The organism is Streptomyces sp. SAI-135, assembly GCF_029893805.1.
Classification (GTDB): domain Bacteria; phylum Actinomycetota; class Actinomycetes; order Streptomycetales; family Streptomycetaceae; genus Streptomyces.
Genome location: NZ_JARXYP010000002.1, coordinates 6195436 through 6219537, shown reverse-complemented (window position 1 = coordinate 6219537; position 24102 = coordinate 6195436). Strand labels below are relative to the sequence as shown.

The following is a 24102-nucleotide window of genomic DNA, read 5'->3' as shown; positions in this document are numbered from 1 at the left end:
CGCGTTTGCCTGAGGGGGCTCAGGCCTTGGGTACCCGCACGACCAGCGCGTCACCCTGACCGCCGCCGCCGCACAGGGCCGCCGCGCCGACGCCGCCGCCGCGCCGCTTGAGCTCCAGGGCCAGGTGCAGGACGAGCCGGGCGCCGGACATGCCGATGGGGTGACCGAGGGCGATCGCGCCGCCGTTCACGTTCACCTTTTCGGTGGACACGCCGAGGTCCTTCATCGACTGGACGGCGACCGCGGCGAAGGCCTCGTTGATCTCGATCAGGTCGAGGTCGGAGACCTCAAGGCCCTCCTTCTTGAGGGCGTGCAGGATCGCGTTGGAGGGCTGGGACTGGAGGGAGTTGTCCGGACCCGCCACATTGCCGTGGGCGCCGATCTCGGCGATCCACTCCAGGCCCAGCTCCTGCGCCTTGGCCTTGCTCATCACGACCACGGCCGCCGCGCCGTCGGAGATCTGCGAGGCGCTGCCGGCGGTGATGGTGCCGTCCCGGGTGAACGCGGGGCGCAGCTTGCCGAGGGACTCGGCGGTGGTGTCGCCGCGGATGCCCTCGTCCTTGCTGAAGACGACCGGCTCGCCCTTGCGCTGCGGGATCTCGACCGGGGTGATCTCGGCTTCGAAGATGCCGTTCTTCTGCGCGGCGGCGGCCCGCTGGTGGGAGAGGGCGGAGAACTCGTCCTGCTCGGGGCGCAGGATGCCGAGGCGGGTGTTGTGCTTCTCCGTGGACTCGCCCATGGCAATGTTCTCGAAGGCGTCGGTGAGACCGTCGTACGCCATGGCGTCGAGCATCTCGATCGCCCCGTACTTGAAGCCCTCGCGGGACTTCGGGAGCAGGTGGGGGGCGTTGGTCATGGACTCCTGGCCGCCCGCGACGATCACGTCGAACTCGCCGGCGCGGATGAGCTGGTCGGCCAGCGCGATCGCGTCCAGGCCGGACAGGCACACCTTGTTGATGGTCAGCGCCGGGACGTTCATCGGGATGCCAGCCTTGACCGCGGCCTGGCGGGCCGGGATCTGGCCCGCGCCGGCCTGGAGCACCTGGCCCATGATGACGTACTGCACCTGGTCGCCGCCGATCCCCGCACGGTCGAGGGCGGCCTTGATCGCGAAGCCGCCGAGGTCGGCTCCGGAGAAGGACTTCAGCGAGCCCAGCAGTCGTCCCATGGGCGTACGGGCGCCCGCGACGATCACCGAGGTCGTGCTGTTCGATCCAGACATGAGCTGCGATCCCCTTACCGGCTGCACTGCCGAGGAGTGAACGAGGGTTTACTTCGAATGTACTGAGTGGCACTCCGTGCCGTCACCCGGCCGTCGGTGTGATCGCGCGCACGTTGCGTAACCGTTTCGCGAGCGCTGCACTGACTACATGCTGACGCGAATCGACCACATCGGGATCGCCTGTTTCGACCTCGACAAGACCGTCGAGTTCTACCGGGCCACGTACGGCTTCGAGGTGTTCCACTCCGAGGTCAACGAGGAGCAGGGCGTGCGCGAGGCCATGCTCAAGATCAACGAAACGTCCGACGGCGGCGCCTCCTACCTGCAGCTTCTGGAGCCGACCCGCCCCGACTCGACCGTCGCCAAGTGGCTGGACAAGAACGGCGAGGGCGTCCACCACATCGCTTTCGGTACGGCCGATGTCGACACCGAGGCCGCGGACATCCGCGACAAGGGCGTACGCGTCCTGTACGAGGAGCCCCGACGTGGCTCCATGGGGTCACGGATCACCTTCCTGCACCCCAAGGACTGCCATGGCGTACTGACAGAACTGGTCACTTCGGCGCCTGTTGAGTCACCTGAGCACTGACCCTCGTACATAGGGGCCGGTAGGGTTGGGGGCGGTCGCTCCCGGAAGGGGGGTGGCCGCTTTCCGGGGTCCGGGTTTCGGGGGACGAGCGGCGGGCAGCAGCCCATGTTCCGTCATTGATCTGACACCATTCCCCGGGGGCCCCGTTCGGCGGATGGACGGGGCTCGTTCGGAAAGACTTGCGACCAGGGGACGGATGGGACCGCGCAGTGCGGGGCTACGAACGCCAGGAGCGAGAGCCGGCGGCTGACGTCGACCACCTCTCTCGGTTCGAGGCCGAGATGGATCGGCTGAAGACCGAGCGGGAGAAGGCGATCCAGCACGCCGAGGACCTCGGCTACCAGGTCGAGGTGCTGCGCGCCAAGTTGCACGAGGCGCGGCGCACCCTCATGTCCCGGCCCGAATTCGGCGGCGGTGACATCGGCTACCAGGCCGAGCAGTTGCTGCGGAACGCGCAGATCCAGGCCGACCAGTTGCGCCAGGACGCCGAGCGCGAACTGAGCCAGGTCCGCGCCCAGACCCAGCGCATCCTCCAGGAGCACGCCGAGCAGGCCGCGCGTCTGCAGGCGGAACTGCACCAGGAGGCGGTCACCCGGCGCCAGCAGCTCGACCAGGAGCTGGCCGAACGCCGCCAGACCGTCGAGTCGCACGTCAACGAGAACGTGGCGTGGGCCGAGCAGCTGCGCGCCCGCAGCGAGTCGCAGGCCCGCCGGCTCCTGGAGGAGTCCCGCGCGGAGGCCGAGCAGGCCATGGCGGCCGCCCGTGCCGAGGCCGAGCGGGTCACCACCGAGGCCCGCCAGCGCCTGCAGAGCGAGGCCGAGGCCGCCCGCGCGGAGGCCGAGCAGCTGCTGCGCCGGGCCCGCGCGGATGCCGAGCGGCTGCTGGAGACCGCCTCCACGCAGGCCCAGGAGGCCACCGACCACGCCGAGCAGCTGCGCACCTCCACCGCGACCGAGTCGGACAGCGCCCGCCGCCAGGCCACCGAGCTGAGCCGGGCCGCCGAACAGCGGATGGCGGAGGCAGAGGAGGCGCTGCGCAAGGCGCAGGCCGAGGCCGAGAAGGTCCTCGCCGAGGCCAAGTCGGCCGCCGAGAAGACGCTCGCGAGCGCGGAGTCCGCCAACGAGCAGCGCACCCGCACGGCCAAGGAGCAGGTCGCCCGTCTGGTCACCGAGGCCAGCCAGGAGGCCGAGGCGACCAAGGAGGCCGCCGAGCAGATCGTCGCGGACGCCCGCGCCGAGGCCGAGAAGATCGTCACCGAGGCCGCCGAGAAGGCCCGCACGATCACGGCAGAGGAGAGCGCGACCCAGCTGTCCAAGGCGGCCAAGACCGCCGAGGACGTCCTCAACAAGGCGCAGGAGGACGCGCAGCGGACCACCAAGGCCGCCGCCGAGGAGGCCGAACGGATCCGCCGCGAGGCGGAGGCCGAGGCGGACCGGCTGCGCGCCGAGGCGCACGACATCGCCGAACAGCTCAAGGGCACGGCGAAGGACGACACCAAGGAGTACCGCGCCAAGACGGTCGAGCTGCAGGAGGAGGCCCGCCGGCTGCGCGGCGAGGCCGAGCAGCTGCGCGCCGACGCGGTCGCCGAGGGCGAGAAGATCCGCGCGGAGGCCCGCAAGGAGGCCGTCCAGCAGATCGAGGAGGCCGCCAAGACCGCCGAGGAGCTGCTCTCCAAGGCCAAGGCGGACGCCGACGAGCTGCGCCAGAGCGCCACCGCGGACAGCGAGAAGGTCCGCACCGAGGCCATCGAGCGCGCCACCACGCTGCGCCGGCAGGCCGAGGAGACCCTGGAGCGCACCCGCAACGAGGCGGAGCGGCAGCGCGCCGAGGCCGTCGAGCTGTCCGAGGAGATCGCAGCCGCCGCCGAGCGGTCCGCGAGCGAGCTGCGCGAGGAGACCGAGCGGGCCATAGAGGCACGCCGTGCCGAGGCCGCCGAGGAACTGACCCGGCTGCGCACCGAGGCCGAGGAGCGTCTGGCCACCGCCGAGCAGGCCCTGACCGAGGCCCGTGAGGAGGCCGCGCGGATCCGCCGCGAGGCCGCCGAGGAGACCGACCGGCTGCGCACCGAGGCGGCCGAGCGGATCCGCACCCTCCAGCAGCAGGCCGAGGCGGAGGCCGACCGGCTGCGCACCGAGGCCGCGTCCGACGCGTCCGCCTCCCGCGCCGAGGGCGAGGCCGTCGCCGTACGGCTGCGGTCCGAGGCCGCCGCCGAGGCGGAGCGTCTCAAGACCGAGGCCCAGGACACCGCGGACCGGGTCCGGGCGGAGGCGCAGGCCGCCGCCGAGCGGATCGCCACCGAGGCGACCGAGACGCTGGCCGCGGCCCAGGAGGAGGCCAACCGGCGCCGCCGCGAGGCCGAGGAGTACCTCGGCTCGGCCCGCCAGGAGGCCGAGCAGGAGCGTGAGCGGGCCCGCGAGCAGAGCGAGGAGCTGCTGGCTTCCGCGCGCAACCGTGTGGAGGAGGCGCAGGCCGAGGCCGTACGTCTCGTCGAGGAGGCGGAGCGGCGGGCCGGCGAGATGGTGTCGGCGGCCGAGCAGCACGCCCAGCAGGTGCGCGACTCGGTCGCCGGGCTGCACGAGCAGGCGCAGGAGGAGATCACCGGGCTGCGCAGCGCCGCCGAGCACGCGGCCGACCGCACCCGGCGCGAGGCCCAGGAGGAGGCCGACCGGGTCCGGTCGGACGCCTACTCCGAGCGGGAGCGGGCCAGCGAGGACGCGGCCCGGATCCGGCGCGAGGCCGCCGAGGAGACGGACGCCGCCAAGTCCCTTGCCGAGCGGACCGTCTCGGAGGCCATCGCGGAGGCGGAGCGGCTGCGTTCGGAGGCGTCCGAGCACGCCCAGCGGGCGCGCACCGAGGCCTCGGACGCCATCGCCCAGGCCGACCAGGACGCCTCCCGCACCCGGGCCGAGGCCCGCGAGGACGCCAACCGCATCCGCTCGGACGCGGCCAGGCAGGCCGACACCCTCATCACCGAGGCGCGCAGCGAGGCGGAGCGGCTCACCGAGGAGACCATCGCCGACACCGACCGGCTGCGGACGGAGACGGTCGCCGAGGCGGAGCGCGTGCGGGCCGAATCGGTCGCCCAGGCCGAGCAGTTGATCGGCGAGGCCACCGGGGACGCGGAGCGGCTGCGGGCCGAGGCCGCGGACACGGTCGGGCAGGCCCAGCAGCACGCGGAGCGGATCCGTACCGAGGCCGAGCGGGTCCGGGCGGAGGCGGCGGCCGCGGCCGAGGAGCTGGTGAACTCCGCGCGCGCGGAGGCCGACCGCACCCTCGACGAGGCCCGCAAGGACGCCAACAAGCGGCGTTCCGAGGCGGCCGAGCAGGTCGACACGCTCATCACGGAGACCACCGCCGAGGCGGACAAGCTGCTCACCGAGGCGCAGCAGCAGGCGCTGAAGACCACCGCGGACGCGGAGGCGCAGGCCGACACCATGGTGGGCGCGGCCCGCAAGGAGGCCGACCGCCTGGTCGCCGAGGCCACGGTCGAGGGCAACGCGCGTGTGGAGAAGGCCCGTACGGACGCGGACGAACTGCTCGTCGGTGCCCGCCGGGACGCCACCGCCATAAGGGAGCGTGCCGAGGAGCTGCGCGACCGCATCACGGGTGAGATCGAGGCACTGCACGAGCGGGCCCGCCGTGAGGCCGCGGAGACCATGAAGTCCACCGGCGACCGCTGCGACGCGCTCATCAAGGCCGCGGAGGAGCAGCTCGCGAAGGCGCAGGCGAAGGCCAAGGAGCTGGTCTCGGAGGCCAATTCGGAGGCCGGCAAGGTGCGCATCGCCGCCGTCAAGAAGGCCGAGGGGCTCCTCAAGGAGGCCGAGCAGAAGAAGGCCACGCTGGTCCGGGAGGCCGAGGAGCTCAAGGCCGAGGCGATCCGCGAGGCCAAGCGCACGGTCGAGGAGGGCAAGCGCGAGCTGGAGGTCCTGGTCCGCCGCCGTGAGGACATCAACACCGAGATCTCCCGTGTCCAGGACGTCCTGGAGGCGTTGGAATCCTTCGAGGCCCCGTCGGCGGGCAAGGACGGTGGCGTCAAGGCGGGCGCCGCGGTCGGCGCCCCTCGTTCGGGTAAGCCGTCGGACAGCTGACCGACTGGCCGGAATCCGGTGCCGTCTGGGGCCTTTGACCAAGTTTTTGGCAAGCCGTCCCAGGGTTAGCCACTCAAAAGGGGTGTCATTCTCCAGATCAAACACGTATCCGCTCGATGACACACCGCTTCGGCCCCTAGGATTCCCCCTATCACCTCACCGGTCTCATTTGACAGGAACCCCATGAGCGACACTTCCCCCTACGGCTTCGAGCTTGTGCGGCGTGGGTACGACCGCGCTCAGGTGGACGAACGGATCTCCAAGCTCGTCTCCGACCGTGACAGCGCTCTCTCCCGCATCACCGCTCTGGAAAAGCGCATCGAGGAGCTCCACCTCGAGACGCAGAACGCCCAGGCCCAGGTAAGCGACGCCGAGCCGTCGTACGCCGGTCTCGGCGCGCGTGTCGAGAAGATCCTCCGCCTCGCCGAGGAGGAGGCCAAGGACCTGCGCGAGGAGGCCCGTCGCGCGGCCGAGCAGCACCGCGAACTCGCCGAGTCGGCGGCCCAGCAGGTCCGCAACGACGCAGAATCGTTCGCTGCGGAGCGCAAGGCCAAGGCGGAGGACGAGGGCGTCCGGATCGTCGAGAAGGCCAAGAGCGACGCGTCCCAGCTGCGTTCCGAGGCCCAGAAGGACGCGCAGTCCAAGCGTGAGGAGGCGGACGCCCTCTTCGAGGAGACCCGCGCCAAGGCCGCTCAGGCCGCCGCCGACTTCGAGACGAACCTCGCCAAGCGCCGGGAGCAGTCCGAGCGCGACCTGGCCTCGCGTCAGCAGAAGGCGGAGAAGCGTCTCGCGGAGATCGAGCACCGCGCGGAGCAGCTGCGCCTGGAGGCCGAGAAGCTGCGTACCGACGCCGAGCGCCGCGCCCGCCAGACGGTGGAGACCGCGCAGCGCCAGGCCGAGGACATCGTGGCCGACGCCAACGCCAAGGCCGACCGGATCCGTTCGGAATCCGAGCGCGAGCTGGCTGCTCTGACGAACCGCCGCGACTCGATCAACGCCCAGCTGACGAACGTCCGCGAGATGCTCGCCACGCTCACGGGCGCCGCGGTGGCCGCCGCCGGCTCCCCGGCCGACGACGAGCCGATCTCCCGCGGGGTTCCGGCCCAGCAGTCCCGGTAACACCGTCTGACGGCATCAAGGGCCCGCACCTTCTCCCCCGACAGGTGCGGGCTCTTGGCGTACCCGGGCGCATTCGGACTTCTTACCGTGTCCGTCGGTCTCCGTTTGCCCATAGGAGTGGCATCCGCCCCGGCGCCCACCTAGCGTGGTCCGCATGATCGAGCTGGCGGGCCTGACGAAGCGGTACGGCGAGAAGGTGGCGGTCAACAATCTGACGTTCACCGTCAGACCGGGCATCGTCACGGGCTTCCTCGGTCCCAACGGCGCCGGCAAGTCGACCACCATGCGGATGATGCTGGGCCTGGACCGGCCCACCGCCGGGGACGTCCGTATCGACGGCAAGCACTACGACCAGCTCAAGGACCCGCTCAAGTACATCGGCGCCCTGCTGGACGCGAAGGCCATGCACGGCGGGCGCAGCGCCTACAACCACCTGCTGTGCCTGGCCCAGAGCAACGGCATCCCGAAGAAGCGGGTGCACGAGGTCCTCGACACGGTCGGTCTGACGGCCGTCGCGCGGAAGAAGGCCAAGGGGTTCTCGCTCGGCATGGGCCAGCGGCTCGGCATCGCGGGCGCGCTGCTCGGCGACCCGCGGATCCTGATGTTCGACGAGCCGGTCAACGGGCTCGACCCCGAGGGCATCCACTGGATCCGCAATCTGATGAAGTCCCTCGCGGCGCAGGGCCGTACGGTCTTCGTCTCCTCGCACCTCATGAGCGAGATGGCGCTGACCGCCGACCACCTCGTCGTCATCGGTCAGGGCCGGCTGCTCGCCGACACCTCCATGGCCGACTTCATCGCACAGAACTCGCGGTCCTACGTCCGTATCCGCACCCCGCAGCGCGAGCGGCTGCTGGACGTGCTGCACGCGTCCGGGGTCACCGTCGTGGAGACCGGCAACGGCACGCTGGAGGTCGACGGCAGCAAGTCCGAGTACATCGGTGAGCTGGCCGCCCAGCACCAGATCGTGCTGCACGAGCTGAGCCCCCAACAGGCCTCCCTGGAGGAGGCGTTCATGCAGTTGACCGCGGAGTCGGTCGAGTACCACGCACACAGCGACGCGCCGCCCGGGCAGCAACAGGCCTGGGGCGACGGCTGGAAGGGGAACTGACCATGGCGGCGACCCAGGTCATCCGCTCCGAGTGGACCAAGATCCGGTCGGTGGCCTCCACGGTGTGGACGCTCTCCCTCGCCGTGGTCGTCACCATCGGGCTCGGCATCCTGATCTCGGCCCTGTCGAAGAACGAGTTCGACAACATGAGCCGCGAGGACAAGCTCTCCTTCGACCCGACCTTCATCAGCTTCGCCGGGATGAGCCTCGGGCAGCTCGCGATGATCGTGTTCGGGGTGCTCGTCGTCTCCAACGAGTACAGCACCGGCATGATCCGCACCTCGCTCGCCGCGGTGCCGCAGCGCGCCACCTTCCTGGTGAGCAAGATCGCGGTGGCGACCGGCCTGTGCCTCGTCGTGGGCCTGATCACGAGCTTCGTCACCTTCTTCCTCGGGCAGGCGATGCTCGGCTCGCACCGGGCGGAGATCGGCGACCCGGGTGTCCTGCGCGCCGTGATCGGCGGCGGCCTCTACATGACCCTCATCGCGATGTTCTCGATGGGCGTCGCCGCGATGCTGCGCTCGCCGATGCTCTCGCTGGGCATCCTGATGCCGTTCTTCTTCCTGATCTCCAACATCCTGGGCAATGTCTCGGCGACGAAGAAAATCGGCCGGTTCCTGCCGGACCAGGCCGGCAGCAAGATCATGCAGGTGGTCACTCCGATCGACGACGACACCCCCTACGGTCCCTGGGGCGGGCTCGGGATCATGGCGCTGTGGGTGGCGGCCGCCCTGATCGGCGGTTATGTCCTGTTGAAGAAGCGGGACGCGTGACGCGAGGAGCCCTGTCTTTCCTGTGAGCGGAACCGTCAGCGCCCCGATAAGCTCCTAACTCTTACGGGGGGCGTGTGCCCCGCTGTCCTGAACCTTGCGATGGGTGCGGAGCATGATCGAGGCAGTCGGCCTGACCAAGCGCTACGGCGACAAGACCGCTGTGTACAACCTTTCCTTCCAGGTGCGTCCCGGTACCGTCACCGGCTTCCTGGGCCCCAACGGCTCGGGCAAGTCGACGACCATGCGGATGATCCTCGGGCTGGACAACCCCACCTCGGGGCAGGTGACGATCGGCGGCTACCCGTATCGCAGGCTGCCCAACGCGGCCCGCCAGGTCGGTGCCCTGATCGACGCCAAGGCGGTGCACGGCGGACGGGCGGCCCGCAACCACCTGCTGTGCCTGGCCCAGCTCTCCGGGATCCCGGCCCGCCGGGTGGACGAGGTGCTGGGCGTGGTCGGCCTCCAGGACGTGGCCCGCAAGCGGTCCAAGGGCTTCTCGCTCGGCATGGGCCAGCGGCTCGGGATCGCGGCCGCGCTCCTCGGCGACCCCCAGGTGCTGCTCTTCGACGAGCCGGTCAACGGGCTCGACCCCGAGGGCATCCTGTGGGTGCGCAACCTCATGAAGGCACTGGCGGCGGAGGGCCGTACGGTCTTCGTCTCCTCGCACCTGATGAGCGAGATGGCGCTGACCGCGGACCACCTCATCGTCATCGGGCGCGGGCAGCTGCTCGCCGACATGAGCATCCAGGACTTCATCGCGGCGAACTCCGCGGGCTTCGCGCGGGTGCGCACCCCCGACACCGAGCCGCAGCTGCGGGAGAAGCTGTCGGCCGCGATCACCGAGGCGGGCGGACACGTCCTGCCGGAGCAGGACGGAGCGCTGCGGGTCACCGGGCTGCCCCTGCCCCGCATCAGCGACATCGCGCACGACACGGACGTACGCCTGTGGGAGCTGTCGCCGCACCAGGCCTCGCTGGAGGAGGCGTACATGCGGATGACGCAGGGCGCGGTGGACTACCGCTCGACCACCGACCAGAAGGCGGGGCTGATGCAGCCCCTGCCGCCGGGCGCGCAGCCCCCCATGCCGGTACCGGGCCAGGGCCAGCCGGGCTGGTACGCCCCGCCGCCGCCCCAGCAGGGCGGGCAGCCCTTCGGGGGCCCGCAGGGCCAGGCACAGCCCGGCTCGTACGGCGGCCCCGGCGCGGGCACGCCCAACCCCTACGCCCAGCCGGGCCCCACGGCCCCCCAGGGAGGCCCCCAGCCCCCGGCACAGGCTCCCGGGGCACAGCCGCAGACCCAGGCGCACGCCGCCCAGCCTCCGGCCGCCGCACCCGTGCCCCACTCCCCGGCGGCCGCACCCGCACCGCAGGCCCCCGCACCCGCTCCGGAGCAGGCGTCGCCCACAACCGCGGCCGCGTCCGCCCCGACCGCCGCTCCTGCCCCGCAGGCATCAGCCCCCGCCACCCCGACCGAGCCCGAGGACGCCCGATGAGCACCCCGCAGCCTTCGATGCCGCAGGCCCAGCCCGCCGTGCCGAACTGGCAGGCGGCGAGCGGGCCGTCGTACGCCGGTTACACCTCGCCGATCCCCGTCGTGCGCACGCACCTCGGGCACGCCATCGCGTCCGAGTGGACGAAGATCCGGTCGGTGCGGTCGACGATCTGGACGCTGGGCGTGTTCGTCGTTCTCAACGTCGGGATCGGCCTCGCGGTCGCCGCGCTGCTCGCGGCCAACGCGTCCCAGGAGAGCCTGCGGGACGAGAACCCGCTGTCGTTCGGGTTCTTCGGTCTGCTGCTCGGCAGCATGTGCGTGATCACGCTCGGCGTGCTGACCACGGCGTCGGAGTACGGCACCGGGATGATCCGTACGACGATGGTCGCCTGCCCCTCGCGCGGCCGGGTCCTCGCGGCGAAGGCGGTCGTGTTCTTCGCCGTCGCCTTCGTGACCACCCTCGTCTCGGTCCTCGTCGTCGCCCTCGCGGACGTGGCCCTGCTGGACAGCGCCCGCACCCCGACCGGCCAGGAGTGGCTGAAGGGCACCGTCGGCATCTCGCTCTACATCGCGCTGCTCGGGCTGCTCTCGCTGATCGTCGGCTCGATCATCCGGCACTCGGCGGGCGCGATCACCCTCATGATCGGTGTCGTGCTCGCCCCGCTGGTCATCGCGCTGTTCATGTTCTCGCAGTCCCTGGAGGACGTGCGGCAGGCGCTGTTCGAGTACTCCATCCCGAGCCAGCTCAGCGTCTTCTACTCCAACTCCCTCACCGAGTCCGGCCCTTCGGGCTGGGACCCGCTGTGGATCATGCTCGGCGTGACGGCCGCGGTGTTCGCCGCCGCGTTCGCGCTGCTGGAGAAGCGGGACGTGTAGAGGAGCCCCTTCGAGGCTCAGAACTTCGGCGCGTTACGGGACCGCTGCACCCGCGTGGTGCGGCGGTCCCGCGCGTTCCAGCACGCCTTGTGCCAGTGTCTGCGCTCGTCGACGCCCGAGTGGTCCGGCCAGGCCACCACGTGCGGGACGCCGTCCGGGATCATCTGGTCGCAGCCCGGGCAGCGGTACGTCTTGCCCTGCGCGCTCGCCCCCGCCACATGCCGGACGTTCCAGTCCTCGCCCTGCCAGTGCGTCGAGGACTGGAAGCCGCCGTACCGGCCGGAACGGTCGTCCTCGGCACTCCGGCCGGCCGAGTCCGACGAACCGGAACCCTTGGGTCGGTTGCGACGCGGGGACACAGGACACCTCACGGGGCTATACAGGAAGCAGGGACCGTGTCCAGCCTACGCGGGACACGGCGGGGTACGCGTAGGGCACCAACCCCCACAAGTCCCCCTCCGGGGCGACCCATTCTGCAGACAATCGGCAAATCTCCCCGCCAGGCCGTGTCCTCGGCACGTGTCAGGCGGTTATGCCGTGTGGGGGAGCTCCGTGTCGGAGCCAAGGAAGCAGGAAAAGCACATGCACGTTGGAAGTTTCGTGTTGGCGGCCCAGTTCCCGGGGCAGGGCCAGGGGGAGGCGCTGCACCGCGCGGTCCGCTCGGCCGAGGTCGCGGAGGAGGCCGGACTCGACGCGGTCTGGCTGGCAGAACACCATTTCGTGCCGTACGGCACCTGCCCGTCGGCGATCACCCTCGCCGCCTTACTGCTGGGCCGCACGCGTCGCATCCGGGTCGGCACCGCCGTGAGCGTGCTGCCCACGGTGCACCCCGTTCAGCTCGGCGAGCAGGCCGCGCTGCTGCACCTGACGAGCGGCGGACGCTTCTCGCTGGGCCTGGGGCGCGGCGGGCCGTGGGTCGACCTGGAGGTGTTCGGCTCGGGTCTGGACGCGTACGAGAAGGGGTTCCCGGAATCACTCGATCTGCTGGTGCGGTGGTTGCGCGAGCCGTCCGTCGGGGCGGACGGCGAGCGCTTCCGCTTCCGCGAAGTGCCGGTCGTACCGCGGCCGTCGGAGGCGCTCACGGAGACGGAAGGACCCGAGGTGATCGTCGCCTGCACCTCCCCTGCGAGTGTCCGGCTGGCCGCCGAGCGCGGGCTGCCGATGCTGCTCGGGATGCACGTCGGGGACGAGGAGAAGGCGGAGATGGTCGCGCTGTGGCGCAGGCAGGCGCGCGCCGCCGGCCACCCGCCGGAGAAGGTGCTGGACGCGCCGCACGTGTCGGCCGGTGTCTGCCAGCTCGCGGACCGGCGCACCGACGCGGTGGAGACGCTGATGAAGGCGATGCCGGGCTGGCTCAGGCAGGGGCTCGGCGCCCACATCACCGTCGACGGCCGCGCACGGCAGATGCGCGATCCGGTGGCCTACACCGAACTGCTCTGCGGACTGCACCCGGTGGGGACCCCGCGGCTCGCCGCCGACCGCCTCGCGGCGACCAGCGAACGGACGGGCGTCTCCCGCTTCGCCCTGCTCGTCGAGGGCTCGGGAGACCTGGCGGCCACCGAGGAGAACGTACGGCGGCTGGGTGCGGAAGTGCTGCCGAACCTGACCTGAAACGAGACAACCCTGTCCGGCGGGAGCTTGCCGCCCCGGTACTGATGCACCTCCCGCGTACGGAGCGGCAAGCAAGCGGCGCCGCGTCAGCAGTCCCGGAACTCCGGAGACTGGTTCAGCAGCTGACTGCGCACCGAGGTGAAGCGGACGAGCGTCTCGTCGACAGAGGAGTCCAACGGGAACACCGCCACCCGGTGGCAGTTCTGGAAGGCCAGCCGCACACCGAAGTGCCGCTGCAGCGCGCCGCGTATCGCGTCACTCGCAAGCGCACGCAGCAGCTGACCGCGTGCCTGCTCGTCCGGCGGGGGCGTCTGGTTGTCGGCGAAGTTGCCGCCGTCGACCTTCAGCTGGGCCACCAGGGAGCTGATCATCTCCCACGCGTAGGGCAGGGAGGTCCGGACGCAGTCGACGAATTCGGCTTCGTCGACCTCGCCTCGCTCGGCCTTCTCGAGTAGGGCCGGTGAGACGTCGAGCGACATGGGTTCTCCTCTCGCACCCCTGAGTCCTCAGGGGTTGCCGGACAGATGAGGGACGCCGCGCTGCCGGACACGCTCAGTACATGCCTCGCGACCTCCCGTTTACTACGGTAGGCAACGGACCGTGACGGCACCAGGAGAATGCGAACAAAGGGCACTCCCAACAGGCCCACAATCGGCCACAAGTGAACAGGGTTTCTCCACAGCCTTACGGGCCGAATCGCGTGGACATGCGCCCGTCGAGTAGCGTTGCCGACCATGCGTCTCGTCATTGCCCGGTGTTCCGTCGACTACGCGGGCCGGCTCACCGCCCACCTGCCCTCGGCCCCCCGTCTCATCCTGGTGAAGGCCGACGGCAGCGTCTCCATCCACGCCGACGACCGGGCCTACAAGCCCCTGAACTGGATGTCGCCGCCCTGCACGTTGAAGGAGGGGGCCGGCGAGGAGGAAGGCGTCTGGACCGTCATCAACAAGGCGGGCGAGAAGCTCATCATCACGATGGAGGAGGTTCTCCACGACTCCTCGCACGAACTGGGCGTCGACCCCGGCCTGATCAAGGACGGCGTGGAAGCACACCTTCAGGAGCTGCTCGCCGACCGCATCGAAACGCTCGGCGAGGGCTACACCCTGATCCGCCGTGAGTACATGACGGCCATCGGCCCGGTCGACATCCTGTGCCGGGACGCCGAGGGACAGACCGTCGCGGTGGAGATCAAGCGGCGCGGCGAGATCGACGGCGTGGAGCAACTCACCCGCTATCTCGACCTGTTGAACCGCGACCCCCATCTCGCCCCGGTCCGCGGCATCTTCGCCGCCCAGGAGATCAAGCCCCAGGCCCGCGTCCTGGCCACCGACCGCGGCATCGGCTGCACGGTCCTGGACTACGACGCGCTGCGGGGCATCGAGGACGACAAGCTGCGGCTGTTCTGACAGCGCCTTCTCTCCTACGAGGACGAGGGCCGGGTCCGTGTGACGGACCCGGCCCTCCTGTGTGTCCCTGCTCCTAGATGACCGTCCCGCTCGGCGAGCTCGCGGTGCCGCTCTCGGGGGCACTGGCCGAGCTGGACTCCACGGGGGCGGTGGAGGCGGGGCCGCTGGCCGAGGTGGAGTTGCTCGGGGTGGTGTCGGTCGGGGTGGGCGTGGGCGTGGGAGTGGGTGAGCCCGATGGCCCGGTCGGCGACGTGGACGGGGTTCCCGGATCCGTCGGAGTCGACGGTGTCGACGGCTTCGACGTCGAAGGCTTGGGAGTCGACGGCTTCGGCGAACTCGGCGTGCTCCCCGTCCCCTTCGTCCCGCTCGGATCGTCGCTGGGCTCAGCGCCGCCCGTCGGGGTCGGGTCGTCCGAGGTCCCGTACGTCCCGTCGGGCCCCGGGTCGGTCGGACGGGAGGTGGCCGTACCGGTGTCGCCCTTGCCGTCGTCGTTCTTCGGGACGTCCGCCCCGAGGTTGCCGTCGTCGATGCCGACGCTGGCCGACGGGTTGACGCCGACCTGGTCGGACGGGGCGTTGGGGTCGTTGTCGGAGGTGGCGCCCAGGGTGACGACCGTGCCGAGCACCGCGACCAGCAGCGCGCCCGCGCCGGCCGCGACGAGGTTGCGCTTGGCGAGGCCCTTGAGTCCGCCGCGGGCCTTGCGGGAGGGCGCGGGCGTGGTGGGCGAGCGGTGGACGACGATCGTCTGCGAGTCGGCCGGGGGCTGGAGCGGCGGGAAGGCGGCCGGGACTCCCCCGGGCGGTGAGGCGGACTCGTCGTACCGGGCGTCGGGCACCTCCTCGCCCGCCGTCGCGCCGAGGGCCGCCGCCAGGCCGGGCGCGCTGCCGTCCCGGTCGGAGACCAGGGTGAGGGCACGGCGGCCGGCGACGGTGCCGCGCTTGTCGGCGAGGGCGCCGCGCAGGCCGATGGAGGCCTCCAGCTCGGCGCGGGCCCGGTCGAGCTGTCCGCCGCAGAGGGCGAGGATGCCGAGCTCGTGGTGGAAGTAGGCCTGTTCGGACACCTCCCCGGCGAGCCGGGAGGCCTCGGAACCGGCCCGCAGCGAACGCTCCCAGGCGCCCCAGTGGCCGCCGGCGGCGAACGCGGGCGCCGCCGTGCGGGCCAGCTGCACGGTGACGGCCTGCTCGCCCTCGTCGGGCGCGGTGGTACCCGGGACCAGGACGGCGAGGGCGGCGAGCAGGGCGTCGGCCTCGGCGCACACCCGCTCCGGGGTGACCGAGGGGTGCCCGGCCCACCAGCTGTAGTGCTGGGCGGCGGTGAGGGCGCGGCTCTCGGTGTCGTCGCCGTATCCGGCGGCCTCCAGCTGGGCGAGGACTCCGGCGGCGAGCCGGTAGCGGGAGCCGACCGGGGAGACCAGACCGCAGTCCGCGAGCTCGCCGAGGGCGGCGTCCGCGTGGGTGTCGCCGATCAGCGCGGGCAGGTGCGCCTGGTGGGGCACCTCGCCGCCGAGCGCGACGGCGAACCGCAGGGTGGCGCGGGCGGACCCGCTGAGCCGGGAGGCGAGCAGCGGGGCGGGGGCCGCGGCCTCGCCGAGCGCGGGCAGCGGTATCTCCTCCCCCTCGTCGGGGGCGAACGGGGTGTCGATCGGGGCCGCGTCCGCGAAGACGCCGAACTCGTCGACGGCGTTGGCCCCGGCCCGCAGCCGGTCACGCTGCCTGAGCAGGGCGCCGGCCTGGACGAAGCGCAGGGGCAGGCCCTCGGACTCGAACCAGAGGTCGCCCGCCCAGTTCGCCTCCTCCTCCGTCAGCACCCGGCCGACGGAACGCTCCAGGAGTTCCACGCCGTCGGCGCGCTCCAGGCCGCTGAGGAAGACCTCCTCGACGGCGGAGTCGGCCGAGGGCGCGGGCACGTCGGGCGTCGCGCCGATCACGAAGGCGCACTCGGGGGTGGCGTCCAGCAGTTCGTCGAGGGCCGCGCCGCCGAACTCGATGTCGTCGAGGACGACGACCGCGCCGATCTCCCGGACGCAGGAGAGCAGCTCCTCGCGGTCGGGGCGGTGCAGGGGCGCGTCGAAGACGGCGTAGAAGAGGTCGTACAGCAGCTCGTTCGCCGTGCGGTTGAAGCCGGTGAGACGGACCACGCCGTCGGGGGCGAGGTCCGAGCAGTCCTCGGCGACGACGTCGAGGAGGCTGGTGCGGCCGGATCCTGCCGGGCCGGTCAGGCGCACCGAGCGGCCGCGGGCGAGCAGCCGTACGAGTCGCTCGCGCTCGTCCTGGCGGGCCAGGAGGGGCAGCGCGGTGCGGGTGGGTCCGGGCGGGACGGGCGGGCGGGCCGCGCGGTCCACCTCCGCGCGTTCCGCGGCGCCGAACTTCTCGGGCCGTCCAGGGCGCTCGCCGGGCGGGCAGGCCTCTATCTCGCTGCCGTCGACGGGGTTGACGGTGAGCAGGAAGTCGCCGGCGACGAGCTGCACGGTGCGGGCGAGCGCGGGCGAGTGCTGGCCGAAGTCGGATGTGAGGGAGTCCCTGGGAGGCCGCTGACGCGGCGAACCGCCGTCGTCGTCATGGCCGTACTCCTCGGGTCCCCGGTTGTTCGGGTCCATAGGTTCAAGCCCCCCAAAAGCGTCTCGTGTGCCGTCAGTGGCCCCTCCCGGCCTGCAGCACACCGCGCTGTCGCTTCTGGTCCGGGCCCGCTGGAAGGGATGCAGACAGCGGGCGACCGAACCCTAAACCTTCGCACAGTATCTACGACAGCCCGGGGTACCGCGCCGTCCGAGACGTCACAGTCTCGTGAGGATTGCGCGGGACCTGCGTTTCGCCACGTCGGCCCGGGTCAGACGCGGGGCAGCGACTCCACGCCGATGCCGCCCTCGATCGCCAGGATCCGGTGCAGCCGGGTGGCGACCAGGAGGCGTTGCATCTGCGGCGGTACGTCGCGCAGCACCAGCCGGCGGCCGCAGCGCCCGGCCCTGCGGTGGGCCCCCATGATCACCCCGAGACCGGTGGCGTCCCAGGAGTCCAGCTCGGACAGGTCCAGCACCAGGTCGCCGACTCCGTCGTCGACGGCCGAGTGCAGGACCGTACGGGCGTCCGCCGCGCTGCGGACGTCGAGGCGGCCCCCGACGACCAGCTCGGCGTGGTCGCCCCTGATGTACATATGCGCTCCCCGTGAGTGCGTGCAGTACTCCACGAATCTGAATGTCCAGTGATGACACCTCTGACTGCGCGGAGCGGTCGGAGGTTGCCGTCTGTAAGCGAACCGATACCGAATTCACCCCAGAGTGTGAAACTCGTGGGGCTTGTGCGGTTACGGGGACGGAAAAAGCCGTCAGTGCTTGTAGAAGCCCTGCCCGCTCTTGCGTCCGATGTCACCGGCGTCCACCATCCGGCGCATCAGCTCCGGCGGGGCGAACTTCTCGTCCTGGGACTCGGTGTAGATGTTGCTGGTCGCGTGCAGCAGGATGTCGACGCCGGTCAGGTCCGCCGTGGCGAGCGGGCCCATGGCGTGGCCGAAGCCCAGCTTGCAGGCGAGGTCGATGTCCTCGGCGGTCGCGACGCCCGACTCGTAGAGCTTGGTCGCCTCGACGACGAGGGCGGAGATGAGACGGGTGGTCACGAACCCCGCCACGTCCCGGTTCACGACGATGCAGGTCTTGCCGACGGACTCGGCGAACTCCCGCGCGGTGGCGAGGGTTTCGTCGCTCGTCTTGTAGCCGCGGACCAGCTCGACGAGCTGCATCATCGGCACCGGCGAGAAGAAGTGCACGCCGACGACCCGCTCCGGGCGCTCGGTGGCCGCCGCGATCTTGGTGATCGGGATCGCGGAGGTGTTGGAGGCGAGCACGGTGTCCGGGCGCACGATCTTGTCGAGCGCGCGGAAGATCTCGTGCTTGACCTCCAGCTTCTCGAACACGGCCTCGACGACGACATCGGCGTCGGCGGCCGCGTCCAGATCGGTGGTCGCGGTGATCCGGGCGAGGGCCGCGTCGGCGTCGTGCGCCTCCAGCCTGCCCTTGCCGACGAACCTGTCGTACGAAGCCTTGATGCCGTCGGTACCGCGTTTCAGCGCCTCGTCGGTGACGTCCCTCAGAACCACGTCCCAGCCCGCCTGGGCGGAGACCTGAGCGATGCCGGAACCCATCAAGCCGGCGCCGATGACGGCAAGCTTCCGTGCCACTGTTGCGACTCCCCTTTGAAACGCCTTACGCCCTGTTTACGTTGTCTCTGCGGCGGACACTAGCGCTCGGGAAGGGCTGTGTGACCGGTTAGTAATGCGCGTCACGTCTCATCTGACGGACATCACACCGGCGGGCGTCATCAGTGGTCTCGTACGGCGTAGTTGAGCACCTTGTCGCTCAACAACTCCTCCATGTCGTCGAGGAGCGCGAGTGTCTCTCGTGACACTTCGTCCGGTTCGCGCCCTGCGACCATCTCGCGTCCGATGCTGCCCATGACCGTCTGGTGGATCCAGTTGATCTGACCCGCGATCAGGGCGGGCAGCGGATCGTCGGGCGCGGCACCCGTCTCCTCCCGGAGGGTCGTCTCCAGGTTCTCCTGGACTTCCTGCTGGATGCTCCACAGCCGGGAGCGGAGCGGGGGTGCGTCGTGGATGACCCGCATGAAACGGTCATAGCCCGGCATCAGGCCGACCCGGGGCGAGACCGCCTCGACCTCGTCGCGCAGTTCCCTCAGTACGGCCGCCGCCGCCGACTCGCCCACGTCCCGCCCGCGCACCCAGCGAGAGAGGCGGTCGACGACGCCCTTGCTCCGGTCGAGGAAGAGGTCCTCCTTGGTCGGGAAGTAGTTGTAGACGGTGTTCACGGACACGTCGGCGGCGTCCGCCACCTCGGCGATCGTCACCGTGACGAAACCGTGCTCCAGGAACAGCCCCGTGGCGATGTCCGAGATCCGCTGCCTGGTCTCGCGCTTCTTCCGCTCCCTGAGCCCCTCTGTCATGGGACAAATGCTAGCTTCATGGGCCGTCTTAAATTTTGGGGCCATTGCAAACTTTCAGAGACTCTGTTTTTCTTGGCCCATGCCCATCATCAGTACGGCCTCGCTCGCCCGTACCTTCCAGACCCGGCGCGGCCCCGTGGAAGCCGTGCGCGGTATCGATCTGACCGTCCGCGAGGGTGAGATCCTCGGCTTCCTCGGCCCCAACGGCGCCGGGAAGACCACCACGCTCCGGATGCTCACGACCCTGCTCGAACCCACCGGCGGCGCGGCCACCGTCGCCGGCCACGACCTCGCGACCGACGCCGCCGGGGTGCGCCGGGTGTGCGGGTACGTGGCCCAGTCCGGCGGGGTGGACCCGCAGATCTCCGTACGGGAGGAACTGGTCACCCAGGGCCGCCTGTACCGCCTGACGAAAGCGCAAGCAGCGGCGCGCGCGGCCGAGTTGGCCCGCGACCTGGACCTCACCGAGCTGCTCGACCGCAAGTGCGGCACGCTCTCCGGCGGTCAGCGCCGCCGCCTCGACATCGCGATGGCACTCGCGCACCGCCCGAAGGTGCTGTTCCTCGACGAGCCGACCACCGGCCTGGACCCCGCGAGCCGCGCCGGCCTGTGGGACCTGGTCCGCCGGCTGCGCGACGAGCACGGCACGACCGTCTTCCTGACCACCCACTACCTCGACGAGGCCGACGCCCTCGCCGACCGCCTCGTGATCGTCGACCAGGGCGTGGTCGTGGCCGAGGGCACCCCGAGCGCCCTGAAACTGGAGTACGGCGGCTCGATCGACGCCTCGCTCCAGGACACGTTCCTCGCGATCACCGGCCGGGGTCCCCTCCCGGCCGACGCCGCCCCCGTAGCCGTATAGGAAAGCCATGCTTCTTCACGACACCGCGCTCGTCTACGGCCGCTACCTGCGCCAGTCCCTGCGCTCCCGCTTCGCGCTGCTGTTCGGCGTCCTGATGCCACTGCTGTACCTGGTGTTCTTCGGTCCGCTGCTGACCGGGCTCCCGCTCGGCGGGCGCGGCAGCTCCTGGCAGGTGCTGGTGCCGGGACTGCTGCTCCAACTCGGACTGTTCGGAGCGCTGTTCGCGGGCTTCATGATCATCCTGGAGAAGGGCCAGGGCATCCTGGAGCGCATGCGGGTCACCCCCATCAGCCGGCTCGCCCTGCTGCTGGGCAGGGTGCTGCGGGACGCCACGGTCTTCGTCTTCCAGGCGGTGCTGCTGGTGCTGGCCGCGGTCGCGATGGGACTGCGGGCTCCGGTGGCCGGCATCCTGATCGGCTTCGGGTTCGTCGCGCTGCTGACCGTCTCGCTGGCCTCGCTGTCGTACGCGCTGGCGATGAAGGTCCGCACGCCCCAGGAGTTCGGTCCGCTGGTCAACGCGGTCAGCATGCCGTCCATGCTGCTGTCCGGCCTGATGCTCCCGATGACCCTGGGCCCGGCCTGGCTGGACGTCCTCTCGCACTTCATGCCGTTCCGCTATCTGGTGGACGCCATGCGGGACGCGTACGTCGGCGCGTACACCACGGACCACATGCTGTACGGCGTCCTGGTCGCCGCCGGCTTCGCGGGCCTGGCCGTGACGGTCGGCACACGCGTGTTCCGCACGGCCGGGGCGTAATTACCCTGGCCCCATGGTCAATCTGACGCGCATCTACACCAGGACCGGCGACCAGGGCACCACCGCCCTCGGCGACATGAGCCGGGTCGCCAAGACCGATCTGCGGATCTCCGCGTACGCGGACGCCAACGAGGCGAACGCGGTGATCGGCACGGCGATCGCCCTGGGCGGGCTCGACGAGGAGGTCGTCGCGGTCCTGACCCGGGTGCAGAACGACCTCTTCGACGTCGGAGCCGACCTGTCCACGCCCGTGGTCGATAACCCGCAGTTCCCGCCCCTGCGGGTCGAGCAGTTCTACGTCGACAAGCTGGAGGCGGACTGCGACCGCTTCAACGAGCGGCTGGAGAAGCTGCGCTCCTTCATCCTGCCGGGCGGCACCCCGGGCGCGGCCCTGCTCCACCAGGCCTGCACGGTCGTACGCCGGGCCGAGCGCTCGACGTGGGCGGCCCTCGAAGTCCACGGCGACACGATGAACCCGCTCACCGCGACCTACCTGAACCGGCTCTCGGACCTGCTGTTCATCCTGGCGCGCACGGCCAACAAGGACGTGGGCGATGTCCTGTGGGTACCTGGCGGGGAGCGCTAGCCAACACGCCCCTCCGGCCGGGGGTCCGGGGGTTGCCCCCGGGAAATGGAGCATCCTGGCGCGCACGGCCAACAAGGACGTGGGCGATGTCCTGTGGGTACCTGGCGGGGAGCGCTGGCGAAACGGCGATCTGAGCGCTAGCGCTCGCGTTTGGGGAACAGTGTGTAGCTGGCGGCGATGATCAGGTTGATGGCGATCACCCACAGCATGCGCTGCTGCCAGGCGCGCAGTGACTCGGTCTGTCCGTCGCCCACGTACCAGACCGCGGCCTGGAGCAGGGCCACGGCGACCACCGCGGCGAGGATCCAGCGGCCCGCGACCTTCCACTCGTGGACGGCGCGAGCCGTGCCGTACTTCGGTGGCCTCACCGGTGGCGGACCGCCCGCGAACCGGTGGGCCACCCTGGCGTCCGCCCACTTGATCGTGGAGTGCCCGAGACCCACGGTGAAGCCGATGTAGACGGCGGCCAGGCCGTGCTTCCAGTCGGGCTCGGCCCCGTTCCTCAGGTCGACCGCGGTGACCGTGAACAGCACGAGCTCCAGCAGCGGTTCGCACAGCAGCAGGGCGAGTCCCACCCGTGGCATCCGCAGCCCGTAGCGGAAGGCCAGTCCGGCCGCGAGCAGCACCCAGAAGGCCACCTCACAGGCGATGATCAGTCCGACGACCACGACACGCTCCCTCCGTTCACCCTTCCAGGCTCCCGGCGCCCCCGGCCGCTTTCCTCGTCGGCGGTGAGGAAACCGCCGTACATCGAAAGATGCAGTCCGGGACCGTCCCCGGGGATCAGGCGCGGGGCGCGGACACCGTGTTGGATGAGGTCATGGCTCTCCCCCGCCCGCACCGCTTCGACGTGTACATCGCGGTCGGCGGGCTGCTCGGCGGTCTGCTGCTGGTGGGCATCGGTCTGAGCACCCGGCCCGCCGACGACCCGGTCACCCTCTTCGACGGCCCGTGGCCGGTCCTGGTGCCGCTCACCGTGCTGTCCGGCTGCGAGCTGCTGCGCCGGGCGGCTCCCCGCACGGCCCTGCTGACCGGCACCCTCGCGGTCTGCGCCGACGTCGTGACCCAGGGCAACCTCTCCACGGTCCTGATGTTCACCGACGTCGTCTACGCGGCCGTGCTGTACGGCCCGCTCGCCTCGGCCCGGCGCATCCAGTGGATCACCGGGCTGCTCACGGTCGCCGGGACGCTGGTGCCCTTCGCGGTGTGGCGGGTGCCGGAGGCGCTGCTGATCGGCGTGGTCGTCGGGGTGGTGGCGTACGCGCCCGCCTCCACCGGCTGGATCGTGCGCAACCACCGTGACGCCGCCGAGGCCGCCCGGCTGCGCGCCGAACAGACCGCGTTGCTCGCCGAGATGGACCGTGCCCAGGCGGTGACCGCGGAACGGGCGCGGATGGCACGGGAGTTGCACGACATGGTCGCCAACCACCTGTCCGCGATCGCCATCCACTCCACGGCCGCCCTGTCGATCGACGATCCCGCCACCTCCCGCGAGGCCCTGTCGGTGATCCGGGAGAACAGCGTCGACGGGCTCGCCGAGATGCGGCGGCTGATCGGCATCCTGCGCGACGGCGACGACGAGCCCGCCGCCGTCCCCACCCTCGACGGCCTCGCCGCCCTCGTCGAGGGCGCCCGCGCCAACGGCCTGGACGTCACCCTGGACGCCTGCCACGACGGCACCGTGCCCGCTCCCGTCGAGCTCGCCGCGTACCGGATCGTCCAGGAGTCGCTGACCAACGCCCTCAAGCACGCCTGCCCCGGCCCGGTCACGGTGTCCCTCGCCGAGCGGAACGGTGCGCTGACCGTCGAGGTGAGCAGTCCGTACGGCGACCGGGACGGGCCGCGCGCCCCCGGCTCCGGTGCCGGTCTGGTCGGGATGCGGGAGCGGGCCGCGCTGCTGGGCGGCACGTTCGACGCCGGTCCCGAGGGTCCCGGCGGGGCGCGCTGGACCGTACGCGCCACCCTGCCCCTGTGTGAAGGAGTCCCCGAATGATCCGTGTGCTCGTCGCCGAGGACCAGGCCGCCGTCCGCGCCGGGCTCGTCCTCATCCTGCGCAGCTCCCCCGGCATCGAGGTGGTCGGTGAGGCGGCGGACGGTGAGCAGGCGGTGGCGATGGCCCGGGAGCTGCGGCCGGACCTGGTACTGATGGACGTCCAGATGCCCCGGCTGGACGGGGTGTCGGCGACCCGGAAGGTCGTCGCGGAGGGGCTCGCCGATGTCCTCGTGCTGACCACCTTCGACCTCGACGAGTACGTGTTCGGCGCGCTGCGCGCGGGCGCGTCCGGTTTCCTGCTGAAGAACACCGAGGCCGGGGATCTGCTGGACGCGGTGCGGACCGTGGCGCGCGGGGAGGGCCTGATCGCGCCCGCGGTCACCCGCCGGCTCATCGCCGAGTTCGCCGCCGGGCCGACCCGGGAGCCGACCGCCGATCCCGCCGTCCTGGAGACCCTGACCCGCCGGGAACGCGAGGTGCTCTCCTGTCTCGGGGAGGGTCTGTCCAACGCCGACATCGCGGGCCGCCTCGACATGGCGGAGGCGACGGTGAAGACGCACGTCAGCCGGTTGCTGGGGAAGCTGGAGCTGCGCAGCCGGGTGCAAGCCGCGGTGCTGGCTCAGGAGTTGGGGGTGTAGGAGCCGTATACAAGAGTGGTCCAGACCTATT

General features: G+C 71.1%; 22 protein-coding genes and 1 pseudogene. 15 read left to right on the top strand and 8 right to left on the bottom strand.

Translation table 11 applies throughout. From position 1 onward, the window contains the following. Positions 1–19 precede the first annotated feature (19 nt). Complete coding sequence (locus M2163_RS32855; RefSeq protein WP_280849266.1) at positions 20–1222, bottom strand: acetyl-CoA C-acetyltransferase; 1203 nt, start codon at positions 1220–1222, stop codon at positions 20–22. A 148-nt stretch (positions 1223–1370) separates the two neighbouring features. Here M2163_RS32855 and mce point away from each other — a divergent pair, with 148 nt between their 5' ends. The 7 genes from mce (at position 1371) to M2163_RS32820 (ending at position 11269) form a co-directional block, all read left to right on the top strand. Continuing rightward, a complete protein-coding gene (gene mce, locus M2163_RS32850) occupies positions 1371–1811 on the top strand; it encodes a methylmalonyl-CoA epimerase (protein ID WP_280849268.1) in 441 nt (146 codons plus the stop codon). Positions 1812–2020: 209 nt separating this feature from the next. Further along, on the top strand, positions 2021–5899 hold the full coding sequence (gene scy, locus M2163_RS32845) for a polarized growth protein Scy (protein WP_280895765.1): 3879 nt from the start codon (positions 2021–2023) through the stop codon (positions 5897–5899). Between the two features lie 183 nt (positions 5900–6082). Next, positions 6083–7018, top strand: a complete 936-nt coding sequence (locus tag M2163_RS32840) for a cellulose-binding protein (RefSeq protein ID WP_280849270.1) — start codon at positions 6083–6085, stop codon at positions 7016–7018. Positions 7019–7172: 154 nt separating this feature from the next. Beyond that, a complete protein-coding gene (locus M2163_RS32835) occupies positions 7173–8129 on the top strand; it encodes an ABC transporter ATP-binding protein (protein WP_280849271.1) in 957 nt (318 codons plus the stop codon). A gap of 2 nt (positions 8130–8131) precedes the next feature. Beyond that, on the top strand, positions 8132–8902 hold the full coding sequence (locus M2163_RS32830) for an ABC transporter permease (protein ID WP_280849272.1): 771 nt from the start codon (positions 8132–8134) through the stop codon (positions 8900–8902). A gap of 112 nt (positions 8903–9014) precedes the next feature. Continuing rightward, positions 9015–10394, top strand: coding sequence for an ABC transporter ATP-binding protein (locus tag M2163_RS32825; protein ID WP_280895764.1), 1380 nt, complete (start codon positions 9015–9017; stop codon positions 10392–10394). Beyond that, the gene (locus tag M2163_RS32820; protein ID WP_280849274.1) at positions 10391–11269 is read left to right on the top strand and encodes an ABC transporter permease subunit; all 879 of its coding nucleotides are present in this window, start codon (positions 10391–10393) and stop codon (positions 11267–11269) included. Before M2163_RS32825 ends, M2163_RS32820 begins: the two co-directional genes overlap by 4 nt. 17 nt (positions 11270–11286) lie before the next feature. Here M2163_RS32820 and M2163_RS32815 read toward each other — a convergent pair whose 3' ends face one another. After that, positions 11287–11628: an ATP/GTP-binding protein gene (locus M2163_RS32815; protein WP_280849275.1), complete on the bottom strand. Its 342-nt coding sequence runs from the start codon at positions 11626–11628 to the stop codon at positions 11287–11289. A 223-nt stretch (positions 11629–11851) separates the two neighbouring features. On the opposite strand from M2163_RS32815, the gene M2163_RS32810 reads away from it, so the two are divergent. Beyond that, entirely contained in the window at positions 11852–12880 is a 1029-nt protein-coding gene (locus M2163_RS32810) for an LLM class flavin-dependent oxidoreductase (RefSeq protein WP_280895763.1), read from the top strand. Positions 12881–12966: 86 nt separating this feature from the next. Here the strand turns inward: M2163_RS32810 and M2163_RS32805 are convergent, their stop codons facing one another. Continuing rightward, a complete protein-coding gene (locus tag M2163_RS32805; protein ID WP_007384741.1) occupies positions 12967–13359 on the bottom strand; it encodes an SCO5389 family protein in 393 nt (130 codons plus the stop codon). 255 nt (positions 13360–13614) lie between these two features. Between M2163_RS32805 and nucS the strand changes: the two genes are divergently transcribed. After that, complete coding sequence (nucS, locus tag M2163_RS32800; protein WP_280849277.1) at positions 13615–14286, top strand: endonuclease NucS; 672 nt, start codon at positions 13615–13617, stop codon at positions 14284–14286. Between the two features lie 73 nt (positions 14287–14359). On the opposite strand, the gene M2163_RS32795 is transcribed toward nucS, so the two are convergent. The 4 genes from M2163_RS32795 to M2163_RS32780 all read right to left on the bottom strand — a co-directional run bounded on the left by M2163_RS32795 (position 14360) and on the right by M2163_RS32780 (position 19235). Then, the gene (locus tag M2163_RS32795) at positions 14360–16882 is read right to left on the bottom strand and encodes an ATP-binding protein (protein ID WP_280895762.1); all 2523 of its coding nucleotides are present in this window, start codon (positions 16880–16882) and stop codon (positions 14360–14362) included. Positions 16883–17112: 230 nt separating this feature from the next. Beyond that, positions 17113–17436: an STAS domain-containing protein gene (locus M2163_RS32790; protein ID WP_031040714.1), complete on the bottom strand. Its 324-nt coding sequence runs from the start codon at positions 17434–17436 to the stop codon at positions 17113–17115. A gap of 171 nt (positions 17437–17607) precedes the next feature. Then, positions 17608–18456, bottom strand: coding sequence for a 3-hydroxyacyl-CoA dehydrogenase family protein (locus M2163_RS32785; protein WP_280895761.1), 849 nt, complete (start codon positions 18454–18456; stop codon positions 17608–17610). Between the two features lie 140 nt (positions 18457–18596). Continuing rightward, positions 18597–19235 carry a TetR/AcrR family transcriptional regulator gene (locus M2163_RS32780; protein ID WP_280849280.1) on the bottom strand — a complete coding sequence of 213 codons (639 nt, stop codon included), beginning with the start codon at positions 19233–19235 and terminating at the stop codon, positions 18597–18599. A 79-nt stretch (positions 19236–19314) separates the two neighbouring features. Here M2163_RS32780 and M2163_RS32775 point away from each other — a divergent pair, with 79 nt between their 5' ends. The 4 genes and pseudogenes from M2163_RS32775 to M2163_RS32760 all read left to right on the top strand — a co-directional run. Then, entirely contained in the window at positions 19315–20097 is a 783-nt protein-coding gene (locus tag M2163_RS32775; RefSeq protein ID WP_280849281.1) for an ATP-binding cassette domain-containing protein, read from the top strand. A 7-nt stretch (positions 20098–20104) separates the two neighbouring features. Next, a complete protein-coding gene (locus M2163_RS32770) occupies positions 20105–20854 on the top strand; it encodes an ABC transporter permease (protein WP_280895760.1) in 750 nt (249 codons plus the stop codon). A 13-nt stretch (positions 20855–20867) separates the two neighbouring features. Then, positions 20868–21440 carry a cob(I)yrinic acid a,c-diamide adenosyltransferase gene (locus M2163_RS32765; protein WP_280895759.1) on the top strand — a complete coding sequence of 191 codons (573 nt, stop codon included), beginning with the start codon at positions 20868–20870 and terminating at the stop codon, positions 21438–21440. Between the two features lie 52 nt (positions 21441–21492). Next, positions 21493–21555, top strand: a pseudogene (locus M2163_RS32760) (cob(I)yrinic acid a c-diamide adenosyltransferase); the annotation flags it as partial. A 22-nt stretch (positions 21556–21577) separates the two neighbouring features. Here M2163_RS32760 and M2163_RS32755 read toward each other — a convergent pair. Next, positions 21578–22108 (bottom strand): hypothetical protein, encoded by a 531-nt coding sequence (locus tag M2163_RS32755; protein WP_280849284.1) that lies wholly within the window; start codon positions 22106–22108, stop codon positions 21578–21580. Between the two features lie 152 nt (positions 22109–22260). Between M2163_RS32755 and M2163_RS32750 the strand changes: the two genes are divergently transcribed. Both M2163_RS32750 and M2163_RS32745 read left to right on the top strand, forming a co-directional pair. Then, a complete protein-coding gene (locus M2163_RS32750) occupies positions 22261–23433 on the top strand; it encodes a histidine kinase (RefSeq protein WP_280895758.1) in 1173 nt (390 codons plus the stop codon). Further along, complete coding sequence (locus M2163_RS32745) at positions 23430–24071, top strand: response regulator transcription factor (protein ID WP_280849286.1); 642 nt, start codon at positions 23430–23432, stop codon at positions 24069–24071. Before M2163_RS32750 ends, M2163_RS32745 begins: the two co-directional genes overlap by 4 nt. Positions 24072–24102: the final 31 nt, after the last annotated feature.

Coding starts and splice junctions, on each gene's coding strand:
- M2163_RS32830 (WP_280849272.1), top strand. CDS start 8,132: ATGGCGGCGACCCAGGTCATCCGCTCCGAGTGGACCAAGATCCGGTCG.
- M2163_RS32745 (WP_280849286.1), top strand. CDS start 23,430: ATGATCCGTGTGCTCGTCGCCGAGGACCAGGCCGCCGTCCGCGCCGGG.
- M2163_RS32805 (WP_007384741.1), bottom strand. CDS start 13,359: ATGTCGCTCGACGTCTCACCGGCCCTACTCGAGAAGGCCGAGCGAGGC.
- M2163_RS32790 (WP_031040714.1), bottom strand. CDS start 17,436: ATGTACATCAGGGGCGACCACGCCGAGCTGGTCGTCGGGGGCCGCCTC.
- nucS (WP_280849277.1), top strand. CDS start 13,615: ATGCGTCTCGTCATTGCCCGGTGTTCCGTCGACTACGCGGGCCGGCTC.
- M2163_RS32775 (WP_280849281.1), top strand. CDS start 19,315: ATGCCCATCATCAGTACGGCCTCGCTCGCCCGTACCTTCCAGACCCGG.
- M2163_RS32765 (WP_280895759.1), top strand. CDS start 20,868: ATGGTCAATCTGACGCGCATCTACACCAGGACCGGCGACCAGGGCACC.
- M2163_RS32810 (WP_280895763.1), top strand. CDS start 11,852: ATGCACGTTGGAAGTTTCGTGTTGGCGGCCCAGTTCCCGGGGCAGGGC.
- mce (WP_280849268.1), top strand. CDS start 1,371: ATGCTGACGCGAATCGACCACATCGGGATCGCCTGTTTCGACCTCGAC.
- M2163_RS32820 (WP_280849274.1), top strand. CDS start 10,391: ATGAGCACCCCGCAGCCTTCGATGCCGCAGGCCCAGCCCGCCGTGCCG.
- M2163_RS32795 (WP_280895762.1), bottom strand. CDS start 16,882: ATGGACCCGAACAACCGGGGACCCGAGGAGTACGGCCATGACGACGAC.
- M2163_RS32855 (WP_280849266.1), bottom strand. CDS start 1,222: ATGTCTGGATCGAACAGCACGACCTCGGTGATCGTCGCGGGCGCCCGT.
- M2163_RS32770 (WP_280895760.1), top strand. CDS start 20,105: ATGCTTCTTCACGACACCGCGCTCGTCTACGGCCGCTACCTGCGCCAG.
- M2163_RS32825 (WP_280895764.1), top strand. CDS start 9,015: ATGATCGAGGCAGTCGGCCTGACCAAGCGCTACGGCGACAAGACCGCT.
- M2163_RS32780 (WP_280849280.1), bottom strand. CDS start 19,235: ATGACAGAGGGGCTCAGGGAGCGGAAGAAGCGCGAGACCAGGCAGCGG.
- M2163_RS32750 (WP_280895758.1), top strand. CDS start 22,261: ATGGCTCTCCCCCGCCCGCACCGCTTCGACGTGTACATCGCGGTCGGC.
- M2163_RS32840 (WP_280849270.1), top strand. CDS start 6,083: ATGAGCGACACTTCCCCCTACGGCTTCGAGCTTGTGCGGCGTGGGTAC.
- M2163_RS32835 (WP_280849271.1), top strand. CDS start 7,173: ATGATCGAGCTGGCGGGCCTGACGAAGCGGTACGGCGAGAAGGTGGCG.